Genomic DNA, 23,423 nt, shown 5'->3' with positions numbered 1-23,423 from the left:
CGCGACACGTTGGGGGTGACGGAAAAACCTATGAGCGGCACGCGTCAAAAACCTGAAATGATTTGCGTTGTTATCCGTTATGGCTCGGTAAGATGTTCGACTGCCTCATCATCGGAGGAGGACCGGCTGGCTTATTGGCCGCGATTTATCTCGGAAGGTATCGCCGGCGTGTCCTTGTGATTGATGCGGGCGAAAGCAGGGCGGCAAAGATACCGGAAAGCCACAACTATCCGGGCTTCCTGGGTATTGCTGGCACTGAATTGTTGCTCCGGTTACGTGAGCAAGCCGAGGAATATGGAGCGCAGGTGTTAGGCGGGTGGGTAACGTCGCTCCGACGGGACGGCGAGAGGTTTGTTGCATCATTTCAAGATCGGGATATTGAAGCATTTTTTGTTTTGCTAGCGACGGGTCTGATAGATCGTTGTCCGCTTATCGAGGGCGCTCCCGAAGGTCCGTCTGACTTAATCCGGTTTTGTCCGATCTGTGACGGCTACGAAGCGATCGATAAGCGGGTCGGCGTTCTCGGAAATCTTCAAAGTGCCGGAAAGAAGGCGCTTTTCCTGCGGACCTACACCAAAGATGTAATGGTTTTCAAAACCGAAGCTAGCGTTGCAACAGAGGACACACAAAAAGCTCTGCAAGAAAGCAAGCTGACTATTCTTGACAAGCCAAGGGAGCTTAAACTCGATAAGAATCAGATCGTCATCGTCACTGAAAGCGGATCGATTCATCAGTTAGATGCTATATATCCCGCGATCGGATGCAATGTTCGCTCGGAGCTTGCGACTGCCCTCGGGGCTTCATGCACGGAGACTGGAAACGTCCTCGTTGACAATCATCAACAGACTACGGTGCAAGGGCTTTACGCAGCCGGAGATGTTGTCACGGACTTGCACCAGCTTAGCGTGGCTTTCGGCCATGCGGCCATTGCAGCGACAGATATTCACAATCGGCTGCCAACGAATTACCGATAAGGTATCCGCCCGTGCGGCCGTTCCCCTGTTCTTATCGGGGCTTGAGCAAAGTAGAGCGGCCCCGCCAAGGGTTCAGTCGATTTCTCGACCCTCAGCGACTGAGGAATGAAACAACGCGGAGGCTTATCACTCGCCCGGCTATAACATCGATTGGCGAAGCAGGACTGTTTGAGCGAAACGGCACAGCGCGGTTGCCGATTGATAAACGGACTGAACGGTTAGCGGAGCATGGCGCGCTTCGTAGACTCAACTGGATAGCGGATCGGCGATGCTTTCGAGGGATTTACCTTCTGCATCGATGCCCAACATTAGTTCCGCGCCAGCAGCTATCAACAAAAGGCCGGCAGCCAAGGCATATCCGGCACTGACGCGCCAAGCCGATCCGGACTCAATGAGCCATCCGAATAGAAGCGGCGATGTGCTTCCGCCAATGGCGGTGCCCAGTGCGTAGAAACAAGCAATGGCCAAGGCGCGAGTCTCGAGTGGGAAGATCTCGCTGACGGTCAGATAGGCCGAACTCGCCGCCGCGGAGGCAAAAAAGAAGATCGAAAACCATGCTAGCGTCTGTGTTACCGGAGTGAGAAACCCGGCTGCGAATAGATAGGCGGTTATCAGCAGCAACAAACCACTAATTGCAAACGTTCCAGCAATCATGGCCTTGCGGCCGACCGTGTCAAATAGTGTTCCCAAAAACAGTGGCCCGCAGAAATTTCCTATTGCGAGCGGTAAAAGGTAGAGTCCTATTCGTTCGCTTGGGACGCCGTAGAAATGCGAGAGTACGAGACCGAATGTGAAGAATACAGAGTTATAGAGAAAGGACTGCGCGATCATCAAGGTAAGCGCCAGAATGCTCCGTTTTCGATATTTCCCAATCATGGACGATAAGATTAAACCGATTCCGAATGACTTTTTGGGGTGGACTTCGATGCTTTCCTGCGGGGCAGGCGGATATCTACCCGCGGCCTTCGCAATTCCCTTTTCAATTTCGGTGACAGTTTCCTCTGCTTTCTCGTTCTGCCCATGTGTCACTAACCACCGCGGGCTCTCAGGCACGAAGCGGCGGAGCAACAAAATGCCCAGACCAAGAATTGCTCCGATGCCGAAGCCGAGCCGCCAGCCGATATCCGGCGCGAATAGCCGCTGGTCGAGCAGAAATGGAACGGCGAGCGCTCCACCGGCGGCTCCAAGCCAAAAGCTGCCATTGACGACGAGATCGACCCGCCCTCGGTATTTTGCAGGAATGAGCTCGTCGATCGCGGAATTGATAGCAGCGTATTCGCCACCGATGCCTAGTCCGGTAATCATCCTAAAAATTGCAAAGCTCCAGAAATCCCAGGCGAATGCACTGAGAAACACTCCACACAAATAGACGATCAAGGTTACGTAGAACACGAAACGCCGGCCGTGCCGATCCGTGATCCAGCCGAAGATAAGAGCACCAACTACTGCTCCCACAACGTAAAATGACGCGACGGCTCCGAGGTTGGCACTGGAAAGATGCAGGGTCTCGACGCTTTGGAGGGCAGGACCCAGCGAACCGACGATAGTGACCTCGAGTCCGTCAAGAATCCAGGTGATCCCCAGGCCGATGACGACCAGCAGGTGAAGTGGGTTCAGTGGTTAGCTTCACCAAAGGTAAGCAACGCGATGGCCATGCAGGAGTTCGATGGACTTGGCTGGGCCGGCTGGACAGCGAAGTCTCCTGCTCGCTTGGAAACTTTGTCCTAATCACGCACCGAGGAATCACAGACTATGAACGTCCCCACACTAAGCGACTTGAAGCAGGCGTTGGAGCCACGGGCTTTTTCGGCTCCGTCTCGCAGCAACGTTCGCTGACAAGCCATCGGCAGGTGCTTACCGTAAATGAGATTGCGTTAGATGTCGGTTCGTTCGTCCGGTGGCGGACCAGCCCCGTGTGTTTCCGTCCAAAGGTGTCAGAGCCCGCGAGGAGGATCCGGCGTCCGGCCCGACAGCACCGGTCCAGGTTCTCGGAGGGGCAAGCCGACAATTTGGCACTTTTCGGAAAGCACCGGGTTAATGAGACATGGAGGACCCGGGCACTTCACAGAGCGACGATAACCTGCGGCAGGAACTCCGTCGCTACATCCGCATATTAGTCGACATCGGACGGCTGGTTAGTGAGCATGCCGATTTGAACCGGCTCCTAGGGCAGGTCGTTGTACAAATCGCGCGCGCCGTGGAAATACACCATGTAAAAGTGCTTCAGTACCGCCCGCGCACCTCCGATCTTCTTATCGTGGCAGGGGTAGGTTGGAAGGAAGGGGTAGTCGGCAGCGCCACCTTATCTGCTGACCTGCGTTCACCCCCTGGACGCGCCTTTAAAACAGCGGAACCGGTGAGGGTTCATAATCTCCCGGAGCAACGCGAATATGTTTATTCGGACGTATTGAGAGACCACCACATCCTTTCGTTATTGAACGTCCCTATCCTGATGAACGGAGCAGCCTGGGGAGTGCTTGAGGTGGACAGCACCAGATCGCGAGATTTCACAGAAGACAGTGTAGATTTTTTAACCGCCGCCGCTGCGCTCCTTGGAGCTGTGATTCATCCACATGCAGGGAAGGACTACGAAGCTCGCTTTGCAGCCGCCGCTGCTGAGGCTCAAAAGAGAGAAGTCCTGCTGCGCGAAATGCAGCACCGTGTGAAGAACAATTTTCAACTGGTCCTGTCATCCATTTCCCTCCAGAAGCGTCGGCATCAAGGGGCGGAGGTTCAAAGCGCGTTAGATCATGTCGCGAGCCTTATCAACGCCATCTCGCTTGCGCACGACCAGTTGGCGCCCGGGCAGGAAGGGCAAACCGTTAGGCTCACCGATTATGTTCACGCGCTTTGCAGCGCGATACAGCAGCAAGTGGAGGAAATCGAACTCAAGGTCGAATCCGATGAGTTGGAAATAAGTATCGACCGAGCCTTGCGAGTGGGCCTCATTTTGAATGAAGTGACGATGAACAGCATAAAGCATGCTTTCGGCCCGAATGGCGGCAGTATCAAGGTGCGCTTAGTTGGAGGGGTAGGCTTCGGTGAGGCCCGGTTGACCGTTTCCGATAACGGGCGGGGCATCCAAAAATCCAACGGAAATGGGTCCGGTCTCAGACTGATTACGTCTCTAGCCAGACAAATCGGAGGCGCCATCACTCAACAGAGCGGCAGTTCGGGCACAACAACCACGCTGACATTTCCGCTTATGAATTAACCGGACTTGGCTAGGAAAAGCGGAGGCTCCCATTTTCGCCGTTCTAATATCGCTATTACAGGCCCAACGAGCGCAGCGACGTCAATAATGGTGAGCGCAATCGGATCAGTGCTCCCGCGACGATGGCTCGCCGAAACGCTTTTGGATTCGCTGCCGTCGAATGCTTCACATGCCAAAATAAGATAACCAGGACGGATCGCCGATCCGTGGCATAGCTTCTCTTTCGAAGAATCTTCCACAACCGGATCAGCGATAGCGATCGCAAGCAACAGGTAGCTCGCACGGGCCGCGATGATTACATTTCAAACGCTAGCTTGGAACATAGACCGCTCGCATTGCACACTCTCCCACCACTTTAGGAAAGTCCGAGCGGAACTTTAGCGAAGCGGATCAACCCGGAGCGCTACGACTTCCGGGGGCTAAAGCCGCACCCGGAAGCCGATCTGCGAAATCAACATCCTTTGCAGATGCTGTTGATCTTCTTGTCGGCTTTGGAATGATCCGGTGAGTTTTCCTTGCGAATTACATCGTCGCCCTGCATCGCAGGTCCCGGAGTAACGGTGCCGTCTATGCGGCCTCCCGTTGCGCCACCAGCGCGGTTTCCTGTTATCCCAGCAGGAGCACTGCCAATGCCGGCGCCTGCTCCAGAGGCCGCTGTTCCTGAAGCCCCGCCCGCCGCACCGCCTCCGGCCGAGCCGCCGCCTCCTCCTCCACCGCCGCCACCTCCTCCGCCACCCTGCGCAAGAGCAGATATAGGGGATAATAGAGTGACAACGAGAAGCAGCTTGCAGACTGAAGAATAAGGCATGAGGAGCTCCCTTTTGACTGCAACGCTGTAGCAAATAGCGCGTTCCTAACGGCGCCCCCTGCGGGCTGCTATAATGGCAATGCTGGCAAGGCGACATCGTCTCGGTCGCTGCGTCTAAGTGGCTTTCTCGACAATTCCCTTTGGCGCAGCCGTGAACAAATCGCGAGGATTCGTACCGGCGGGCGCATGTAGACCGGTACGGGCTCGATCTACTCCGTTGTTCGAGGAAACCAAGTCGATCGGGGGCTACGTGACCGCGGATGGCGCGAAGCTGCAGTGACGGCGCCGGCCTCTACGAAACCTTCCATGCCCGACCAACCAATTAACGCCGGGACCGAATTTTCTGAAGACGATATGTATCGTGAGAATTGAGACCACGCGGCGTGCCTGGCAAGGAGAGCCCAGCGAAAAAGCTACCGCAGCGTGAAGGAAGACGCCGAAAGATCTCGATCCGGGCCACCGCGTAGCGGGAGCTGAATATTGGTGAGCGGTCACGGGCACCGCAGCATTAATAACTGGCAGCAGGAACGTTTCTATGGCGCTCAAATTTATTAAGCCGTCTGCCTCGGAGGGCGCGGATTTCAGATAACTCAGATTTTGCCTCTCTTCATCAGGCCATGGAACCTACCAACGGCGCGGCTTCTATGCGTTAATTGGCGAGCCTTGGTCTCTGGAAGCGTCAGGCATCCACTGCGTCTGTAGCGATTTTTCGATTCAACCGTGAGCGTCCCAAACTTGAGGTTTAACAGCGGCAAAGCAGCCGGCGGGGCCGACTATTTATTGCCGTCGCCTTCCGGCCAAGCTGCGCAAATCCTCCGAATGCGCAGTCGTTATCAAACGTGCGCCGCGCTGAAAGGTTACGTAGTCCCATAGCCACGTGAGAGCGACGGAGATGCGGTTGCGAAGACCAATGAGAAAATAAATGTGGGCGACGCTCCAAAATAACCAGCCGAGAAAACCCGTCAATTCGATGCGACGAAGTTTGACGACCGCTGCTCGTCGGCCGATTGTCGCCAAATCGCCTTGATGGCGATATTTGAACGGTGGAATCGCGGACTGACCGGCTATTTTAGCATTAATGAACTTGGCGACGTACTGCCCCATCTGCTTTGCGGCCGGCGCTATTCCGGGAACCGGCGTGCCCTCGGGACCAGCTGCGGCGGCAGCGTCCCCGATGACGAAAACTTCGGGATGACCCTGTACGCTGAGATCGGTTGTAACGATGACTCTGCCGACGCGGTCGTGCGCGGCTCCAAGCCAGTCCGCCACGGGTGAGGCGACAACTCCCGCAGCCCAGACCTTGGTAGCTGCATCAATTCGTCCGCCATCAAAATCAACTCCCCGGTCATCTATAGATGTCACACGAGCAGATGTCATCACCTCCACACCGATCGCATCCAGCGCATGTTTTGCATAAACTGCGAGCTTCTCGGGCAACGCGGCAAGCACCCGAGGTCCGGCTTCAATTAAGACCACCCTTGCTGCTTTAGGGTCGATTCGGCGAAAGTCCGACGGTAAGATCTGGCGCGCCACTTCCGCGATTGCGCCGGCCATCTCGACGCCGGTCGGACCCGCGCCGATAACAATGAACGTAAGAAGCCGCTGGCGCTCTTCTTCCGTGGTTGAGATTTCCGCGCGCTCGAACGCCAGCAAAAGATCGCGCCTGATCGCGATTGCATCCTCAATGCGCTTCAGTCCGGGGGCAAATTTTTCCCAATCATCGCGTCCAAAGTAAGAGTGGGTTGCCCCTGTCGCCAGGATTAGGAAATCGTACGGCACTACCCCGGCGGTGGTCCTCACCAACTTTGACGCTGTATCGACTCCTGTCAAAGTTCCCATCAATACTTCGGCGTTTGTTTGGTGGCGCAGTATGCCACGAATAGGCCAGGCTACATCAGCTGGTGACAGGGCGGCTGTCGCGACCTGATAAAGTAATGGCTGGAAGCAATGATGGTTTTGTCGGTCCAATAACGTAATCTGAACCGGCGAACGCGCGAGGCCCTTCGCCGCCTCAAGACCGCCAAATCCGCCGCCAACAATCACCACTTTCGGACGTTGTTCCGGATTAAGAAAGCCGTCAGTCACGACATCCTCCTTTAGCCGCGCCACGGCAAACCGACTAATCCACGCGGGCAGGTGCCACCCTCCTAACGAACTTCGTCTCGTCCGTGTTGCTTACGTCGGCTGTCCTGCCCGTACTGACTCCAAACGCGTTCATTGGGCGCAATGTCGTTTGAAATCGGAGCGATGCTTGCTCTTCTGCGATGCAACCGGTAGTTCTAAGAAGCGTTCCTTGTCCTAAGTCGAAATACCGGCATTCCTTTTTCGGTGTTCATCCGGAAGTAGCGCGGCAGACCGTATAGCGCATACGTGCTTCTCGGAAGATTCCGTGCCGTGTTTGCCGACTGGTCGGGGCATTCGGCCGTGTAACTTCTGCTGGGACGCGATACAAATAACAATCGTAGCTCAAAATCGTACTTGCAGGTAAGTTCCGACACAGGCGGCCAGTGCTCGGCGTGAAGCGCGGTGCGGACTTATCCATAAGCATGTGCGCAATGAAGAGAACGCGTGAGCGGGACAGCTGGCCCCTAACACAGGCGCGATTGCGGCCGGCGCTTAAGCCCTTAGGAACAGCCAAGCCGTCTCTCTCCGTTAGGAGAGACGACATGAAAACTACATGGCAACATTGTAAGAATATTCGCTTCGGCGACGAGCCCAGCACTCGCTCAAAATGACGTTTGTGGCCGTTGGGTTTATCCGGAAAACTGCCGGTTGCGGCATATCGAGAGTGTATGGCAGGCGCCTCCGGCACATCTGCGACCCGTGGGATGATAGATGAGAATAAACAGAGGCTACGAATATCCGGATGATTTGATGGGTGCTGAGGTCTTGAGGAGCATTCGGCTACGATTAGGGAGTTCAGCGGTAGAAATCTGACCTTAGTGTTTGCGAACAAAGTTTTGGCTGGCGACAGTCGCCTGTTATCGCGGGAGAAGTGAGCGTGATTATCATTGACCTCAAGCGGATCAGGGAACTCCTATCTCTCGTATTGGCAAAGAGTCTTTTGACGGCTTCAGATCGCTCGCATCTCGCGGCGAATCTCGTTTCTCTATTCGCGGTCGCATGAACTGCGTGCATGTACGCGTATTTCGATGCTGAGAAAATCAAAAAGACAAAACTTAGGAACGACGGTTCATTAGGCTCATTGGTCAGCACAACGGCGATGGTGCCGTTCGAACGACGATAAGGAAATATCAGATGGCTCAAGAGAACCAGAATACGAAAGGCGGACAGGGCGGCCAGGGTCAGGGCGGTCAGGGTCAGGGCAACCAGGGTCAGGGTGGTCGAGCCTCCGAGCGCGGCTTTGCGAATATGGATGAACAGAAGCAGCGCGAGATAGCTTCAAAGGGCGGGCAGTCACAGGGGAAGGAAAATAACCCGGGCAACTTCGCCAATGATCGCGAGAAAGCATCGGAGGCCGGCAAAAGAGGTGGTCAATCCTAAATCGACAGGAAAAGCCCGGCAAGCCGGGCTTTTCTCTACGGCGTTCTCATCCATCACAACTGGCGCTCGAGTTCATCTGTTCTCCAACTGTAGCGTCGCGTTGATGCTCATAAGACTGAGCGCGGGCCTTTGCCGATAGGAACGGTTCGAACCGTTCAAGGTTCGTTGTAGGCAAAGCAACGGAGATACCACATGTTCATGCACAACAAGCGCCTACAGTATACGGTTCGCGTTTCGGAACCAAACCCGGTACTGGGTTCGTTTATGCTCGAGCAATTCGGCGGTCCGGACGGTGAGCTCGCAGCAGCGATGCGCTATTTCACGCAAGGACTGGCGGACGATGATCCGGGCCGCAAGGACATGCTTCTCGATATCGCAACTGAAGAGCTCAGCCATCTTGAAGTGATTGGTTCCATCGTTGCCATGCTCAACAAAGGCGCCAAGGCTCAGATTTCTGAAGGCAGTATGAAAGAGGCCGAGCTTTACATGTCACTTACGAAAGGTGGAAATAGTCATACGCAGTCGATCCTCTATGGCGGTGGACCTGCCTTGACTAACTCCTCTGGAGTACCGTGGACTGCAGCCTATATCGACAGCCGCGGGGATCCCACATGCGACTTACGCTCGAACATTGCGGCTGAAAGCCGAGCCAAAATAGTCTACGAGCGATTGATTAATTTAACCGATGATCCTGGTATTAAGGATGCGCTGGGCTTTCTAATGACTCGGGAAATCGCCCATCAGAAGTCATTCGAGAAGGCGCTCTATGCCATCGCTGACAATTTTCCACCCGGCAAGCTGCCCGGCCTGAAAACCTTCTCCGACACTTACGTAAACACTTCTCAAGGTGGCGCTGAGCTCAATGGCCCTTGGAACAGCGGTAAGCAGTGGGACCGGGTGGATGATTTGGAGGCAGCACTCCCAGCAGACGGAGGTGAGGGGGATGCCACCGTTCAGCTCAATTCAACGGATACGACAGTCCTGAAGGCCCTTTCGGCGCGTACAATGTCCCAGCAGAGTGTCGACCCAACGACGGGAGCGGATTTGGGCGCAGGTCCTGGCGCGGGAAAGATCACTGAAGGCGACATGGGCGGCGCGGAGGACATGGACGAAGCCAAAGCAATGGCGAAAAAACGCACTGCAGCATGAGGTAGGCCTCCGCAGTGTAGAACGGTGTTTCTTATTGCGGAGGTCGAACTTCCATGAACTGTTACGGATCGCGCATGTTTCGGCCGACGGTGCAGATTATAATTCCAAAAGCCTAGGAGCGGCATTCCGTCTGACCGGCAGGCGGCTGTGAGCGCCATGCGAGATGTCGGGGCAGAGGGCGACGGGACTTCTCAACTGCAGTCTATCAGACTGAACCCTTATCGGCTGGCATAGATTCGAAAATGAGACCTTCCAACGGTCGGAGGTTGATTCGATTGCCGACAAGTTCGTCGGATTGATCGAGATAAGAAGATAGGAGTAACTTGCCTTGCTCCCACCCCTCTTCAATTTTTATCGCTGCGGGTATATTTCCAAAGTTGAGTGCAACTAACACGCGCTTATCATCACCGCCCCTTAGGAACACTAACACGTTCTCGTGTGCAAACAGGAAGTTATACTTTCCCTCCACTAGAGAGCGGCTCCGTCGTCGAAGTGATATCAGTTCTCGATAAAGCTGGAGCAGCGAACGCTCATCAGCTGTCTGTTTTTCTACAGTGTTCTCCATCAAACCATCCTGCAGAGGAAGCCATGGCTCTACCGATGAGAAACCTGAGGATGCCTCGCAACTCCATCGCATCGGTGTGCGACAGCCATCGCGTCCTAGCCCCAGCCCCGGCATAGTGTGGTCGACCGGGTCGCAAATTCTGTCTGGGGCGATAACCGCCTGTTCCATCCCGATTTCATCGCCATAGTAGATCGTAGGGGTGCCGCGCAAGGTGAGCAGTAGCATTGCGGCAAGCCGTTCGCATCCCTTAGCGACGCGGCTGGCGATACGCACTTGATCGTGATTTCCAAGCACCCAGTTCGGCCAGCCACGGGCCGGGAGGGCTTTCTCGTAGTCAGTGATTAGCTTTGCTAGCGCTGAAGCGTTCCATGAGGCATTAAGCAACGAGAAATTGAAAGGCAGATGCAGTCCGGAAAGGTCAGTGCCATAGTATTTGACCAATTTTTCCAGCGGCAAATAGATTTCACCTATGAGGAGGCGATCGCCGAATTCTTCTGCCACGCAGCGAAGCTCGGCTATGATTTGTTGTATTTCGGGACGATCGGCGGTGTAGAGCGGAATCACGGCGTGTGAGGGCTGGCCGTCCGGCGTGAACCGGGGATTGGGTGGGTTATCCCGAAACAGATCATCCTTGATCAGATGCCAGATCACATCCAAACGGAATCCATCGACGCCCCGGCGCAACCAGAACCGCATAGCCTCGTAAATCGCGTTTCGTACGCTTGCATTTCGCCAGTTTAGGTCAGGCTGCGCGGCGAGAAAGGCATGATAATAGTATTGACCAGTGCTTTGGTCATACTCCCAAGCGCTACCGCCAAACTCTGATATCCAGTTGTTTGGGGGGCCACCGTCCGGGGCTGGGTCGCGCCAAAGGTACCATTCCCGCTTATCGTTCTGCCGCGAAGATCGGCTCTCCACAAACCAGGGATGCCGGTCGGAAGTGTGGTTTGGCACGAAATCAAGAATAATCTTCATCCCACTCGAATGCGCAATTTCAAGCAGACGATCAAAATCGGCTAACGATCCGAACAGTGGATCGATGTCATTATAGTCCGCAACGTCATAGCCAAAATCAGCCATTGGTGAGGGAAAGATTGGCGAGAGCCAGATCGCGTCCACGCCAAGATCGATGAGATATGGCAGACGCTGGATAATACCCTTTAGATCTCCGACGCCATCAGCGTTGCTGTCCTGAAATGAACGAGGATAAACTTGATAGACGACCGCCTTTTGCCACCAGGGAATATTCACGTTGCATTACTCCAGCCGCACGATCAGACCTTCGCCGCCACGCAATTGAACGGGGCCTTCGATCGGTTCTTCTCGACCATCGAGGTGGGTCGACAACAGCAGAAGTCCACGTCCTTGCCACTCCCATCGTCGTGGTTCGGAACTGATATTTAATCCGATGAACAGGCGTTCCTCGCCTCGGATTCTCTGATAGCAGAGAATGTCGTTGTGTGATCGAAAGGGCTCAAAATCACCGTCGGTAAGAGCCGGTTCGCGCTTTCGCAACTGGATGAGGGTGCGATAGAGTTGCAATAGCGATTTTGTATCCTTCATTTGCTGCTCGACGTTTCGCGATCTATCGCTATCTATCGGCAACCATGGCGTACCGCGGGTAAAGCCTCCAGAATCGGTGCAATCCCAACGCATCGGAGAGCGCTCTGGATCGCGGCCCAAGTCAAATCCTTTGACGAGCTTTGCGAACGGGTCAATGAGCCGGTCTTTTGGAATCTTTACCTGCTCCGCCCCAATCTCATCTCCCGCGAAGAAGAACGGTGTTCCTCTTAGTGTGAGAAGCAACATTGCTGCGATGCGCGCTTGGGTCTGGCCGATTTTAGTGGCAAGGCGCGGCTTATCGTGTCCCCCGATTACCCAGTCGGGCCACGCAGCGTCCGGAAGTGCATTTTGATAGCTGTCGATATCAGCTTGCAATGACAGCGCATCCCATTGAGCGTCATGCAGCGCAAAATTAAGCGGCAAGTGCATGCGCGAAGCGCCATTTCCATAGAAATGGCCTATGCGGTCGGTTTTGCCCTGGACCTCGCCGCAAAGAAGCCGCTCATCATACTCGTCTATGACTGAGCGAAGCATCTCAATGCATCTCATAGCCTCAGGGCGGTCATCCGTGAAGACCGGCACGAGCGTCTGTGGAGGCGGCGTTGCGTTCCCAGCGTCGGGCTTTGGCGGGTTGTCCCGTAATAGTTCGTCCTTGATGAGGACTGCGCTTGCGTCAACACGAAATCCGTCCACGCCGAGATCAAGCCAGAAGCGCATGATTTGCGATACTTCTGATTGAACAGCCGCATTACGCCAGTTTAAATCCGGCTGCTCGGGGAGAAAGGAGTGATAATAGAACTGCTGCCGCGCTTCGCTCCACGTCCACGCGCTGCCGCCGAAGCGGCTGAGCCAGTTGTTAGGCGGCCCTCCGTTGGAGGAGGCGTTTGCCCAGATGTACCAGTCGGCTTTGGGTCCAACTCGTGACCTACGACTTTGCAAAAACCATGGATGTTGGTCAGAGGTATGGTTCGGCACGAGGTCCAGGATTAGCCTAATGCCAGAATTTCGAAAGGCCTTTATCAGACGAGTGAAGTCTTCCATCGAACCGTATTCCGGGCCGACAGCACAAAAGTCAGAAATATCGTACCCAAAATCGTGCATAGGACTTGGATAAATTGGAGTCAGCCAAACGGCGTCAATGCCTAGCCATTTTAAATAATCCAAACGCTGCAGTAATCCCGGTAGATCCCCTTTGCCGTCGCCGTTGCTATCTTGAAACGATAAAGGAGCGATTTCATATACAACGGCTCTACGCCACCACTCTGCTGTCCTCCGCGCTTCAGCACGGACAGGCTGTTCGTTGTCTGAGAACATGGATGTAAGTTCGTCCTTGTGTGCGAAAGGCCTCCGCCTAACCGTCGCTATCGTGGAACGTTCCATTTCTCAGGTTTGACAAGTACCGGCAATTAGCGATCTCCATCGCGTCACTGTGTTGCACTCACTGAACGCTATAGGAAAAGGCTGCTCTTGGAAGCTACACAACCGGTGCTGGGCCGCGCGTAGAGGCTCACACATCGACCCATATGCGGCCTGCCCAGCGGGGATCCGTGGCATCGCTGCGCCTACTCCGTTCAGGCAGTTCGCTACTTCCGCAAGCTATCCCATTTGGAGCTACACGCGTTGCAAGGTCGGGGGCGTTGAGGAAACTCCGCCGTGACCGAGGGTCAAGGTCAGGGCGAGCTTCACTTAAACCGCCTGCTTAAAAATTTTGGGCGGGAAGAAGACGGCTCTTGGAGACGAAGGCGAAGACCTGTAGAGCGCCAAATCTGCACAGCCCCGGGCGCGCGTGATTTGACGCGACGTGCGCGGGTACTTTGAAGTGCCCTTTCGTATTTTCAGAGATGTTGCTGGCAAATAGGAACGCTTCAACGTTAAGCCAAGTTAATATTTTAGCAGTGGCGATTTGGGTTTAGACAACTTCTGTGCGCCACCCGTACTTACAGTTTTTCGAACTTCTAACAACTCTCGCCTCGGAAGGTATGACATGAAGCATAATCGGACCAAAAATATGAAACTATTCGGCCTGTGGGCGGGTATGACGCCTTTAGCCGCTACCAGCTTATCCGCCCTTCTGCTTTGTTCCGGCGAACTTGCCGCACAAACACCAGAGTCAACCCTGCGGACTGCCGGTCAAGAGTCTACTTTTCTGATCTCACTTTGGTGGATAGGCTCATTCGTGATCGGCCTTGCCCTCGCTTACGGGATATGGCGCACCTGGGGCAGATCCCGCGCCGATAAGCAGCGCACGGAGCGGGCGACAAAAGAGCTATACTCTGAGGAACAGCGGCGTGAGACCCGTCAATGATCAGCGGCTGGACCGAAGAGGTCGCAAAGCTGGAACGTCAAGGATGCTGCTGCCGCTGTAACTGCAAAACGGTGGCGTCTCTGGGAACCCAGTTGAACCTCGCCGGGTTACGAACGGCGGCGGCGGTAGGAACGCCAATAGTCTCGAATTTCGGAAGCGACTAAGACTAGCCAAGGTTAAGCATAGCCAGCAAGAAAGCACTACATCGGCAGGCTGAGTGCCTCGAGTATCCGTGCACCTCAAGCAACTGCGGCCATGAATTGACCTGCCTTTACCCGGTCAAGTGATAGCATTCCAATCGATTGACATCGGTGGCGGGGTGAACAGCAGCGCTTGGGACGCGAAACACACAGCCATCAGAAGACCCTCGTGTCCTGGCGTGACCGTACACCCGGAGTTCTTCGATCGTTAGGAACGTTTGCGCGCGAGTGGCATTGGCGATCAGGCGCTTTAACCTTCGGCGCTTTCAACTCTTTCCGATCAGTTAGCAAAGGACTTGATATGACTAAGGCTGAAGATAACCTCATGGCTTGGCTTCGTGACGCACACGCGATGGAAGAGCAAGCCGAGACCATGCTGAAGGCTTTGGTAGGCCGAACCGGCGAGTATCCCGAGGTAAAAGCACTGATCGAGAAACATCTTACCGAGACCCAACGGCAAGCTGAGTCGCTTGAAGACTGCATCAAGAGTCGCGGCGGCGATACCTCAACTTTGAAGGACGTAGCTGGCAAGATGGTTGCTTTCGGCCAAGGCATGAGTGGGATGTTTGTCGAGGACGAAATCATCAAGGGCGCGATGGCAAGTTACACCTTTGAGCATATGGAAGCAGCGGCCTATCGAGTCTTAATTGCTGCTGCCGAAGCCGTCGGCGACGGGCGAACAAAGGCGGTTTGCGAAAGCATTTTGGAGGAAGAGCTTTCGATGGCATCTGATCTTGAAAGCCATCTGCCGGGGCTGACGCGAAAATATCTCACTCGTTGAACATTTAGGTTCCTTTCAATGAGACAATAGATTTCCGCTTACGGCGGGATGAAGCGCCCAGCTGATCAAACGAAGTGGATTAATGGAACTTAGGACATTATCTGGCCGCTAGCGATGCGGAAGATCTTCGGATCCCGCGGCAACGCATTTCCGAAAGAGATGGCGCTTCGCACCTCGCAAAAGCATCGGCGGAAGACGCAGCGATGATGGTTCCGGAACTAATAATACGCGGGCAGTACGCATCCACATATGCCGGTCGTGAGCGTCCCTGCGATCGGGATCGCCTGATCGACATCGAATCCCAGTCGGCCAAATTGCACGCGGCCTTGCCAAACAGCAGCTTCCACCGGATTCACCGACGGACCGTCAACCGAATGCCCTGCAAAATCAGCGGGACATTTTGTTCAGAAACGAGCGCAGCATCCATGTTCTCCAGACGCCACGGCAAAGTGCGAATGGTGGAGATTGGGGCGCTCACGGTGGGCCGTATAGTGCAGCGACATGATAATATCCAAAGCCCTTTCGATGGGGTGCCGAAAAAGCTGGCTTTCGGTTTGGAGGCTCTGCCGTGGCGATGTTTGGACAGCCGGGCAAATGGTGCCCCTGTGATGATCTGCTCGAACACACGGAGGCAGGTATCGCTCGTAAGGTTAGGTGTCCGATTGCGCGCGCGAGGCGGTAAACGACCTGGTATCGATTGTAGCTCATGACGAGGAAGCGGGTTATCTTTGCTGCGTTACCGCGACACGTTTCTTCGCAATGCCGCCGCGTGCGTATTTCAGCCTGCTTGGAAACGTAGGCGCTAGGGTGTCCTTCTATTGAAGGCCGTTGTCGAACCGCACTGAAGTTTTCCTTTAAGATGGTCCCTTCAATTGTGACTCGACAATGTGATTGCAAATGGTGTGGGTTCTATCTGGCTTTACAGGCGGGGACGCCATGCGGCAGCCCTATCCGATTTGGGTATTCGGAACGAGGCTCTGGCGCGGTCATTTTATCCATCGGCCAAGGTAAAACGGATGGCTAAGCACGGTCCGACAGCATTGCCGCACAAGCACAGCGGGACCGTGCTACCGTTCCGCACAGAAAACCGACCTTGCGAGCCGGCAGGTCCCAAGTCTGCATGTACGAGCGGATCTTCGCCGCAAGAGTGGACTATTCATTGAGAGTGACCCGATGGCAGATCAGTATCCCAAAGAGAACATGCCCCGCACTCCCGTATCGCCGGTACAGGACACGCGGGAGCTGAACGACAAGCCGAACCTCAACAAGACGGACGAGCCTTGGAAAACGCCCACCGAGGACAGCAACGACGGACCCAAGCCGGACCTCGAAAAGGAGCAGGAGCTGAAGACGGGATAGCGGAGCTCACAGGTGTCACAATACCTCCATCGCTTCCCCGCATTGAGGAGTTGTTCGTTTAACTTAGCCACGCATCAGCCATCCGCGAGTGGTTACCCGACGCTTTAAGCATGAGCTCGAGCTTGCCGACCCACTTTGTGTGTCAGGCTCGATGTCGCGGACCGAGCCTGTCCCCCTTTGCGGCGGCACGCTGATCCCTCATTGTCGACAGGACGAGCCAGAGCCTGCGATCTTTGCAAGCGCGGGTTTCCGCGGCGCCTGGTCGCTCCTTCGGTTCAAAAGCAACAGCAGCCTTTTCGCGGCAGCGATCCGCTGGCCCGCTCGGATTTTCATCTTAAGCAATGCGCGCTCGCCATGGGCCAGGAGCGGGCGCGCCAACGGACCAGGAACAGGACTGGCGAATGTGGCCGAAACGCCAGCAGGACCAGCTTCGAGCCGGATCACGCCAAGGCGCCGACAAGCGAGCCGCAGGCGTGCCACGGCGATGAGGTCGAGCACTTGGTCTGGCATCTTGCCAAAGCGAGCCTCCAGTTCATCCTCTATATCTTCAATGTTGCTGATATGTGAGGCTTTCGCGAGCCTTAAATATATATCCAGACGCGTCGCTTCGTTGGACACGTATTCCAATGGCAGTTGTTCGGACACTCCGATGTGGATTTCCGGCGCCCTGAGTGAGTTCATGCCCGTGTACTTGCCTTTCATCGCAAGTCCAAGCAGATGGTGATAAAGAGCTGGCCCAAAAATATTTATGTGTCCGGATTGTTCCTCGGACAGTAAATCACCGGCCCCGCGAAGCTCTAAGTCGCGCTCGCTTATTTCAAGGCCCGCCCCAGGTTTAGCTAGCTTTGTCAAGGCGGACATACGCTTGCGAGCACTTTCTAGCTTCGAGTCAGTCAGCAGATAAGCAAACGCGCGCGTGCCGCCGCGACCGACGCGGCCCCTAAGCTGATGCAGCTGCGCAAGTCCGAACCGCTCTGGCAAGCAGATGAGGATCGTATTGGCGCGAGGAATATCGATGCCATTCTCGATGATGTTAGTGGCAAGCAAGACGTCCGCCTTGCCTTCGACGAAACATGCCATGATCTCATCAATTTCATGGGCAGGAAGGCGGCCATGCAGGCACAAAATGGTCTGCTCCGGGACCGCTCGGCGCAGACGCTCGAGCATCGGTTCAATGTCGCTGATCCGAGGGCAGATAACGAAGCTCTGTCCGCCCCTGCGATGCTCTCGCTGGAGGGCGGACGTGATAGTACTGTCGGTAAGGGACGCCAGCTTGGTCACCACCGGCATGCGCTGAACCGGTGGGGACGCAATCACGCTTAGCTCATTCAGGCCGGTGAAGGCGCCCGCCAGCGTGCGTGGAATGGGCGTAGCGCTCATTGCCAGGCGGTGAATACCTCGGCTAAGTTCGAACAATTTCTTTTTCTGCTCCGTGCCAAAATGTTGCTCTTCGTCAATAACGACAAGCCCTAACCTAGGGAATTCGACTTCATTGGTAGCGAGGGCCTGTGTGCCGATTAAGATCTGTGCCGCGCCGGTCTTGATTCTTGCCTTGAGCTCGCGACGTTCTTTGGCGGAGGAAAATCGCGACAGCAATGCGACGTCTACGCCGAAAGGAGCGAACCGCGAACGGAAATTGGCTGCGTGTTGCCGGGCGAGAACCGTCGTTGGCACTGCAAGCGCGACCTGCATCCCTGAAAACACAACAGCCGCTATTGCTCGCAACGCTACCTCGGTCTTGCCGAATCCCACGTCTCCGCAGATTACCCGGTCCATCGGATGACCAGAAGCGAGATCCTCTAGGACCTCATTCATTGCTTTCGCCTGATCTGCCGTCGGGACGTATGGAAAGCGCGCAGCAAATCTTTCATACTGGACGAGCGGCGGCAACATGCGCGGAGCACACATCGATTTTCGCTCCCGAACGGTCTTAAGCAAATGCGCAGCCGTAGCTTGCAACTCACGCGATGCCTCAGCGGCGCGCTCTTCCCAGGAGCTGCCATCAGCCGCGTCAAGTTTAATCGAAGTGGGATCAGCCCCGTATCGCCACACTGACGCCAACTCGGCTGTCGGTACAAGCACCGTCTGCTCCTTTGCAAATACGAGTCTCGCCATTTCGCCAGAGACTGCGCTTTCAGTAGATGGCGTTTCCAATCCACCCAGAATGGCAAGCCCGCGGCTAAGATGAATAACGACGTCTCCCGTTTTTGGCAGCTCGATACTGCGCATGGGATCCAGCCACGGCTTTGCCAGCGGGTCGAGGTGCTGCGCACGGCTGCCCAAAATATCCTGTGCTGTGATCACTACGCAGGGGTGGCGATCGGCGATTGAAAAGCCTCTGTCAAAATCGATCAGAACGGAAGCGAGCTCCACCTGCTTGGCCGCCCTAGCATCGGTCAAGCTGTCGAAGCGCTGCGTTTTAATGCCAGCGAACCGCTCCATTCGGCGAAGGTCGGCCGATTGCGAAGCTGTCAGGATGATGCGCGTGCCCTGCTTTTGGCGAGCTCTTACATAGCTGCGGAGACGGTGTTCGGCTGAATCCTGTAAAGCAAAGCTGGGTCCCAACTCTTGAAGCGGATCGACAGACAGAATTTGCAGGCCTCGAGCCGCCTTGCTCCACTCGGCTGCGGTCAGAAAAGACGAAGGATGCTCAGGAGTCCAGCCTTCACCAAGTTCAGTGATGGTTTTGAGCCATCTTTTTGCGCGCTTTTCGATGCCAACATCACCCATGAGCAGGGGAGAAGGCTGGTAGTCAAACACTGTCGCCGAGCGTGCCGAGTTAGGTTTCGCAGCGAGCTCCTCCTTCATCCGATCCAGTATCACTTCATCGATTTTCACGATTTGGCTTGGGCTGGCTGGATCGAAGCTCTCGATAGTTTGTATGATGCTATTAGAATGTCCTATGCGAACAGGTCGCAGCGCTCCCGCCGGGAAAATTTCAATGACTTCCGCCTGAAGCAGCGCGTTGCCGGGATATTCCGGGACATCATCGAGGTCATATCCCGCGTCCACGAGCCACTGCTTGATTCTCTCCTGATCGAAAGGACTACCTAAGCGAAGGCGCAGGCACGTGCTCCTCCAATAAGTTGAATCGGGGACCCGCTGCATAAGCGCTTCGGGAGTGGTCACCAGCAGCGTTTTCTCCCCACGGTCGGCGAGCCGGCGCAATACCGAATTGCGTCGGCCTGCTAATTCGCGGGAGGTCGGGGCGGCGTGATAGGGCAATGTATCGAGGCGGGGCAACACCCGCACGGGGGTGGTTTTCTCGAGACTGTGTAAGATGAGTCCAAGGCGTTCGGCTCGGCCCTCGCCATCGGCGATAAAGATAAGGCCCTTTGTCTCGGAACGTTGCCACCTCTCGATCAGCTCTAGGCCAACCAAGCCGAGCGGAAGCGGCAAGGATAGCTCGTGCCCAACCAAAGAACCCCTTTTAGAATGCGGGCGTGCTCGCTGTGCTGCCGATCGGGCCACCTTCGCTCCTGTTTTGCTCTGGAAAACCAACAGGGGTTGCAGCGGTTCCAAACGGCGTGGAGAACGTCGAGCTTCCGGCCTGCGCCATTTCGGAATCTCGTGCTGGCTGAAGAGCCGCCAGAAAAACGACGCTGACGACGCCCTGTAACCCCCAGCTATTCCGAGGTAACTGAAGCGTAACCGCTCCCGGCCACACCTTGCTCGCACATACACACACACTTCCCATCCAAAGTTTCCCCGCATATGAGAAGTTCATTACCCGTTTGCACCGTTCTTCCGGATCCACGTTGAGGCAAACCGCAGATCTGAAGACTTCCAAGCATAAGGGCAGGGCGTCCGGGAAGACATCAAGCTAAGACCCGCGGCGGCTGTCAGTTCGACACCAGAAGCTAAGAAGCTCCATGAGTCGCCGTCGGTCTCGCCAAGAAACCGACGACCGAGAGCTTGAAAATGATCAGTTGCATTCGAAGACCAGAGCGAAAAGCATCATTGGCAAAACGATACCGATGCCATTCTCGACGGCGTTAGTGGCTAGCAACACGTCTGCTTTGCTACAAAACATGCCGTGGGTCTCATTTCTAGTGCACTGGGAGATCATCAGAAGCTGCGGTCCGAAGGGGAGAGAATTTCAATATCATCACATGCCACTCTGTGAGAGTTGAGTGTCAGAGTTTGATAATATCCATCTACGTTAATTGGGGCTTTTGCTTCTCATCGAGAAGAGGGAAAACCCCGCGGAAGATTTAACGCGCGGTCGGGACTTTCCCTAGCGGTTGACGCCGATAAAATGGCACGTCTGCAGGAACTAACGACCTTCGCCTATCTTATCGGTTCAGAGGCAGAGCCTCAAAGTTGGAGCTCGTGCCGGACTATGGCCCAATCCCAAGACAGACAGTCAGAATTCAGCAAGTCGCCCGCGAAGCGCAGCTGGAAACAGATTTTGAAAGGTACTTATCAAAGTATTTATGCAGACCGCGTTCTTGCTGTTGCAGCCGGTGTTACATTTTACGGATTGCTAGCCGTGTTTCCGGCGGTCGCGGCTCTAGTCTCATTGTACGGACTATTCGCTGATCCTGTGGCGATCAAGGGTCATTTAGACCATCTGTCATCGTTACTCCCAGGTGGAGTTGCGCAAGTTGTTGGGGATCAAATTCAACGGGTAAGCTCCGCAGGCACCGGAGCACTTGGGCTAAGCTCTGCTATTGGCTTTGCTGTCGCGATCTGGGGCGCCAATGCTGGCGTAAAGGCTGTATTCGACGCAATCAACGTGGCTTATGGGGTCAGGGAAGAGCGGAGCTTCATCAAACTCAACTTGGTTTCGCTTGTATTCACACTTGGTGCGATCGCGTTTGCAATCATCGCCCTGGCGGCCGTCGTTGCTGTTCCGGTGGTTCTCAAGTACGTCGGCTTAGACGCCCTATCCGATGCCCTCCTTCGATATGGAAGGTGGCCCGTAATCTGGGTCGCAATCGCAATCGCATTGTCGTTGCTGTATAGATTCGGCCCTACCGACTCGCTCGATCCAAAATGGCGCTGGATAACCTGGGGCAGCGCGCTGGCTTCTCTGCTCTGGCTTGCGGCGTCTGCGATCTTTTCCTGGTATGCTGCTAACTTTGGCAGCTACAACGCGACGTATGGGTCGCTCGGGGCTGTGATCGGTTTCATGACGTGGATGTGGATTTCAGCAATCGTGATCATGCTAGGCGCAGAACTCAATTCTGAACTCGAGAAGGCGGCCGACGAGCCTCACGCGCAGCGGCCTAAGGATGGCACCCCAGCCAAGAGAACGGGGTGATCTATTAAAGGCGAGAGAGGCTCCATTGTGCCGCGGAAGAGATGTAGCCCACTTAACTATCTCCGCGGGTCGGTGCGGAATTACAGCTATTTTCGCTTGATATTCCGTAGGGGCGATGCCGCCGTTTACGGCCTTCAATAAATACGCGACCGATGTCTTCAGTTAACGCACCTTGCGCGATACGGTGGGCGTGACGTCAACGGTTAATTCAGGGCGACAAAACACCGGTAGTTTCGATCCAGACCGCAAACGGTCTCGGCTCGTTATTCTCGCTGACATTGCCAACCGCACCTTGGTCGACGTCGATTTCCGGCGATACTCTCATTACAGCGCAACCGCCGCCGACGGCTCGCGTTTGCTCCTGGCGGCATGTTGGTCCGCCACACATGTTTCTGAGGCGCGCTGCGATCCGAGACGATTGCTTCAAGCCGATGACGGTCCGCCCGGGTGCCTTTTACAACAATGCCTGCTCTCATGCCGAAAGCTTGAACTGCTTCGGGCGATTTGGGAATCGTCCAAATGAATCAGACCACTAGCGCCACCGATTTCGCGTATGGATGCCAGGCTGTGGAGACTCCAAAAAGTCTGCCGGAAGGAGTCACAGCGGACCAGTTCGGGTTCGGGATTGTTGGTGCAGGAGCTCCCGTTCCGGTGGTTCAGCACAGAGTTTAGCGCGGGCGTTCCTAAGCTCCTGCGGCAGCTGACTATCGGCGCCTTTTTTTCCGAGCTGCCCGGCGGCGTAACAGAACAAACTCGCTCCGGCGAGGTTTTTTAGTCTCTACAACTTTAGCCGAACGCGACCAATTCTGCGCGGAGAGGGCCGCGATCTCCAATGAATAGATTCTGGAGCTTTCTCCATTCTCGATTTGACGAGCAAAGTGCGCTCGCCAAGGCAACGTGCCTTCAGCTTGCGCCAAATGGCGCTCCATCATTGCTCGGTCTTCCATCCAGGCAGCTTACGCTCAAAACGTCTGAGCAGATGAGGTTTTTAGCCGCGGTTCATCTGTGAGCGCGGTTGCAGGCCGGGCAAGTTCGCCTAAGCATCAATCTTCTTTCGCCGCGTGCGCCTTTTTAACTCTCTTCGGGAGTTCGGATCGCTCGGACACGCGAGCACATGGAGCCAGCGGCCTACAGCGCATTTTCGGCGGGACTTAGAGCGCGTCGGCGACGCGTCTGCAAATGGAACCCGAGGTCCCTTGCGCTAAAATAAGCGTTGTGGTTCCGTTCCCGGCACGTGCAAGGCAAGAGGCTCATCAATGTGCAGGTGGATCGCTTATCGAGGAGAGACTCGGGCATTCGAACAGTACGTCACAGAGCCCGTTCATTCTCTCATCGCTCAGAGTCTGCGCTCGCTTGAGGCCACCGCTCGAACGAACGGAGATGGATTCGGTCTCGGCTGGTATGGCATTCATCCGGAGCCCGGTCTCTATCGGGAGACGCGGCCGGCGTGGTCGGACGAAAATCTGCGCTACCTCTGCCGCCATCGGCAGTCTCACATGTTTTTCGCTCATGTCAGGGCAGCGACCGGTACGGCGGTGACGCGGCAAAACTGCCACCCTGTCCGGGATCAGCGCCTATGGCACAGAATTGATGGTGTAATCTAAGGAGTGTTCGGTTCTCGTCGCAGACGAAGGAACGAACATGAACACGAAGTCGACTGGCGGCAAACGCTCCGCCGAACACGTAGTCAAAGATATCCGCCGTGCGACGCGGCGGCACTTTTCATCAGAGGACA

General features: G+C 55.3%; 12 protein-coding genes and 1 pseudogene. 8 read left to right on the top strand and 5 right to left on the bottom strand.

All coding sequences use genetic code 11. From position 1 onward, the window contains the following. Positions 1-92: 92 nt before the first annotated feature. Positions 93-974 carry an NAD(P)/FAD-dependent oxidoreductase gene (locus tag AC1RT6_RS20740; RefSeq protein ID WP_472791674.1) on the top strand — a complete coding sequence of 294 codons (882 nt, stop codon included), beginning with the start codon at positions 93-95 and terminating at the stop codon, positions 972-974. Positions 975-1,220: 246 nt separating this feature from the next. On the opposite strand, the gene AC1RT6_RS20735 is transcribed toward AC1RT6_RS20740, so the two are convergent. Continuing rightward, a complete protein-coding gene (locus AC1RT6_RS20735) occupies positions 1,221-2,552 on the bottom strand; it encodes an MFS transporter (protein ID WP_493029647.1) in 1,332 nt (443 codons plus the stop codon). A 466-nt stretch (positions 2,553-3,018) separates the two neighbouring features. Here AC1RT6_RS20735 and AC1RT6_RS20730 point away from each other — a divergent pair, with 466 nt between their 5' ends. Further along, entirely contained in the window at positions 3,019-4,188 is a 1,170-nt protein-coding gene (locus AC1RT6_RS20730; RefSeq protein WP_472791673.1) for a sensor histidine kinase, read from the top strand. A gap of 1,585 nt (positions 4,189-5,773) precedes the next feature. Here the strand turns inward: AC1RT6_RS20730 and AC1RT6_RS20725 are convergent. Continuing rightward, positions 5,774-7,081 (bottom strand): NAD(P)/FAD-dependent oxidoreductase, encoded by a 1,308-nt coding sequence (locus AC1RT6_RS20725; protein ID WP_472791671.1) that lies wholly within the window; start codon positions 7,079-7,081, stop codon positions 5,774-5,776. Between the two features lie 1,173 nt (positions 7,082-8,254). On the opposite strand from AC1RT6_RS20725, the gene AC1RT6_RS20720 reads away from it, so the two are divergent. Continuing rightward, the gene (locus tag AC1RT6_RS20720; protein ID WP_472791670.1) at positions 8,255-8,500 is read left to right on the top strand and encodes a con-10 family general stress protein; all 246 of its coding nucleotides are present in this window, start codon (positions 8,255-8,257) and stop codon (positions 8,498-8,500) included. Positions 8,501-8,692: 192 nt separating this feature from the next. Beyond that, complete coding sequence (locus AC1RT6_RS20715) at positions 8,693-9,649, top strand: manganese catalase family protein (RefSeq protein ID WP_493029644.1); 957 nt, start codon at positions 8,693-8,695, stop codon at positions 9,647-9,649. A 205-nt stretch (positions 9,650-9,854) separates the two neighbouring features. On the opposite strand, the gene AC1RT6_RS20710 is transcribed toward AC1RT6_RS20715, so the two are convergent. Together AC1RT6_RS20710 and AC1RT6_RS20705 are read right to left on the bottom strand one after the other, a co-directional pair. Beyond that, positions 9,855-11,465 (bottom strand): alpha-amylase family glycosyl hydrolase, encoded by a 1,611-nt coding sequence (locus AC1RT6_RS20710; RefSeq protein WP_472791668.1) that lies wholly within the window; start codon positions 11,463-11,465, stop codon positions 9,855-9,857. Between the two features lie 6 nt (positions 11,466-11,471). Continuing rightward, positions 11,472-13,091 (bottom strand): alpha-amylase family glycosyl hydrolase, encoded by a 1,620-nt coding sequence (locus AC1RT6_RS20705; RefSeq protein ID WP_472791667.1) that lies wholly within the window; start codon positions 13,089-13,091, stop codon positions 11,472-11,474. A gap of 1,492 nt (positions 13,092-14,583) precedes the next feature. Here AC1RT6_RS20705 and AC1RT6_RS20700 point away from each other — a divergent pair. Both AC1RT6_RS20700 and AC1RT6_RS20695 read left to right on the top strand, forming a co-directional pair. Continuing rightward, entirely contained in the window at positions 14,584-15,063 is a 480-nt protein-coding gene (locus tag AC1RT6_RS20700; protein ID WP_472791666.1) for a ferritin-like domain-containing protein, read from the top strand. Positions 15,064-16,236: 1,173 nt separating this feature from the next. Beyond that, positions 16,237-16,422 (top strand): hypothetical protein, encoded by a 186-nt coding sequence (locus AC1RT6_RS20695; RefSeq protein ID WP_472791665.1) that lies wholly within the window; start codon positions 16,237-16,239, stop codon positions 16,420-16,422. 198 nt (positions 16,423-16,620) lie between these two features. Here AC1RT6_RS20695 and AC1RT6_RS20690 read toward each other — a convergent pair whose 3' ends face one another. Then, the gene (locus tag AC1RT6_RS20690) at positions 16,621-19,821 is read right to left on the bottom strand and encodes a helicase-related protein (RefSeq protein WP_493029643.1); all 3,201 of its coding nucleotides are present in this window, start codon (positions 19,819-19,821) and stop codon (positions 16,621-16,623) included. A gap of 943 nt (positions 19,822-20,764) precedes the next feature. On the opposite strand from AC1RT6_RS20690, the gene AC1RT6_RS20685 reads away from it, so the two are divergent. Together AC1RT6_RS20685 and AC1RT6_RS20680 are read left to right on the top strand one after the other, a co-directional pair. Next, complete coding sequence (locus AC1RT6_RS20685; RefSeq protein WP_493029642.1) at positions 20,765-21,688, top strand: YihY/virulence factor BrkB family protein; 924 nt, start codon at positions 20,765-20,767, stop codon at positions 21,686-21,688. 1,256 nt (positions 21,689-22,944) lie between these two features. Continuing rightward, positions 22,945-23,247: pseudogene (locus tag AC1RT6_RS20680) on the top strand (class II glutamine amidotransferase); the annotation flags it as partial. Positions 23,248-23,423: the final 176 nt, after the last annotated feature.

The organism is Nitrobacter sp. MLSD-S21, from assembly GCF_058809865.1.
The sequence above is the reverse complement of the archived record's forward strand: the minus strand, read 5'-3'. Positions and strand labels throughout refer to the sequence as shown.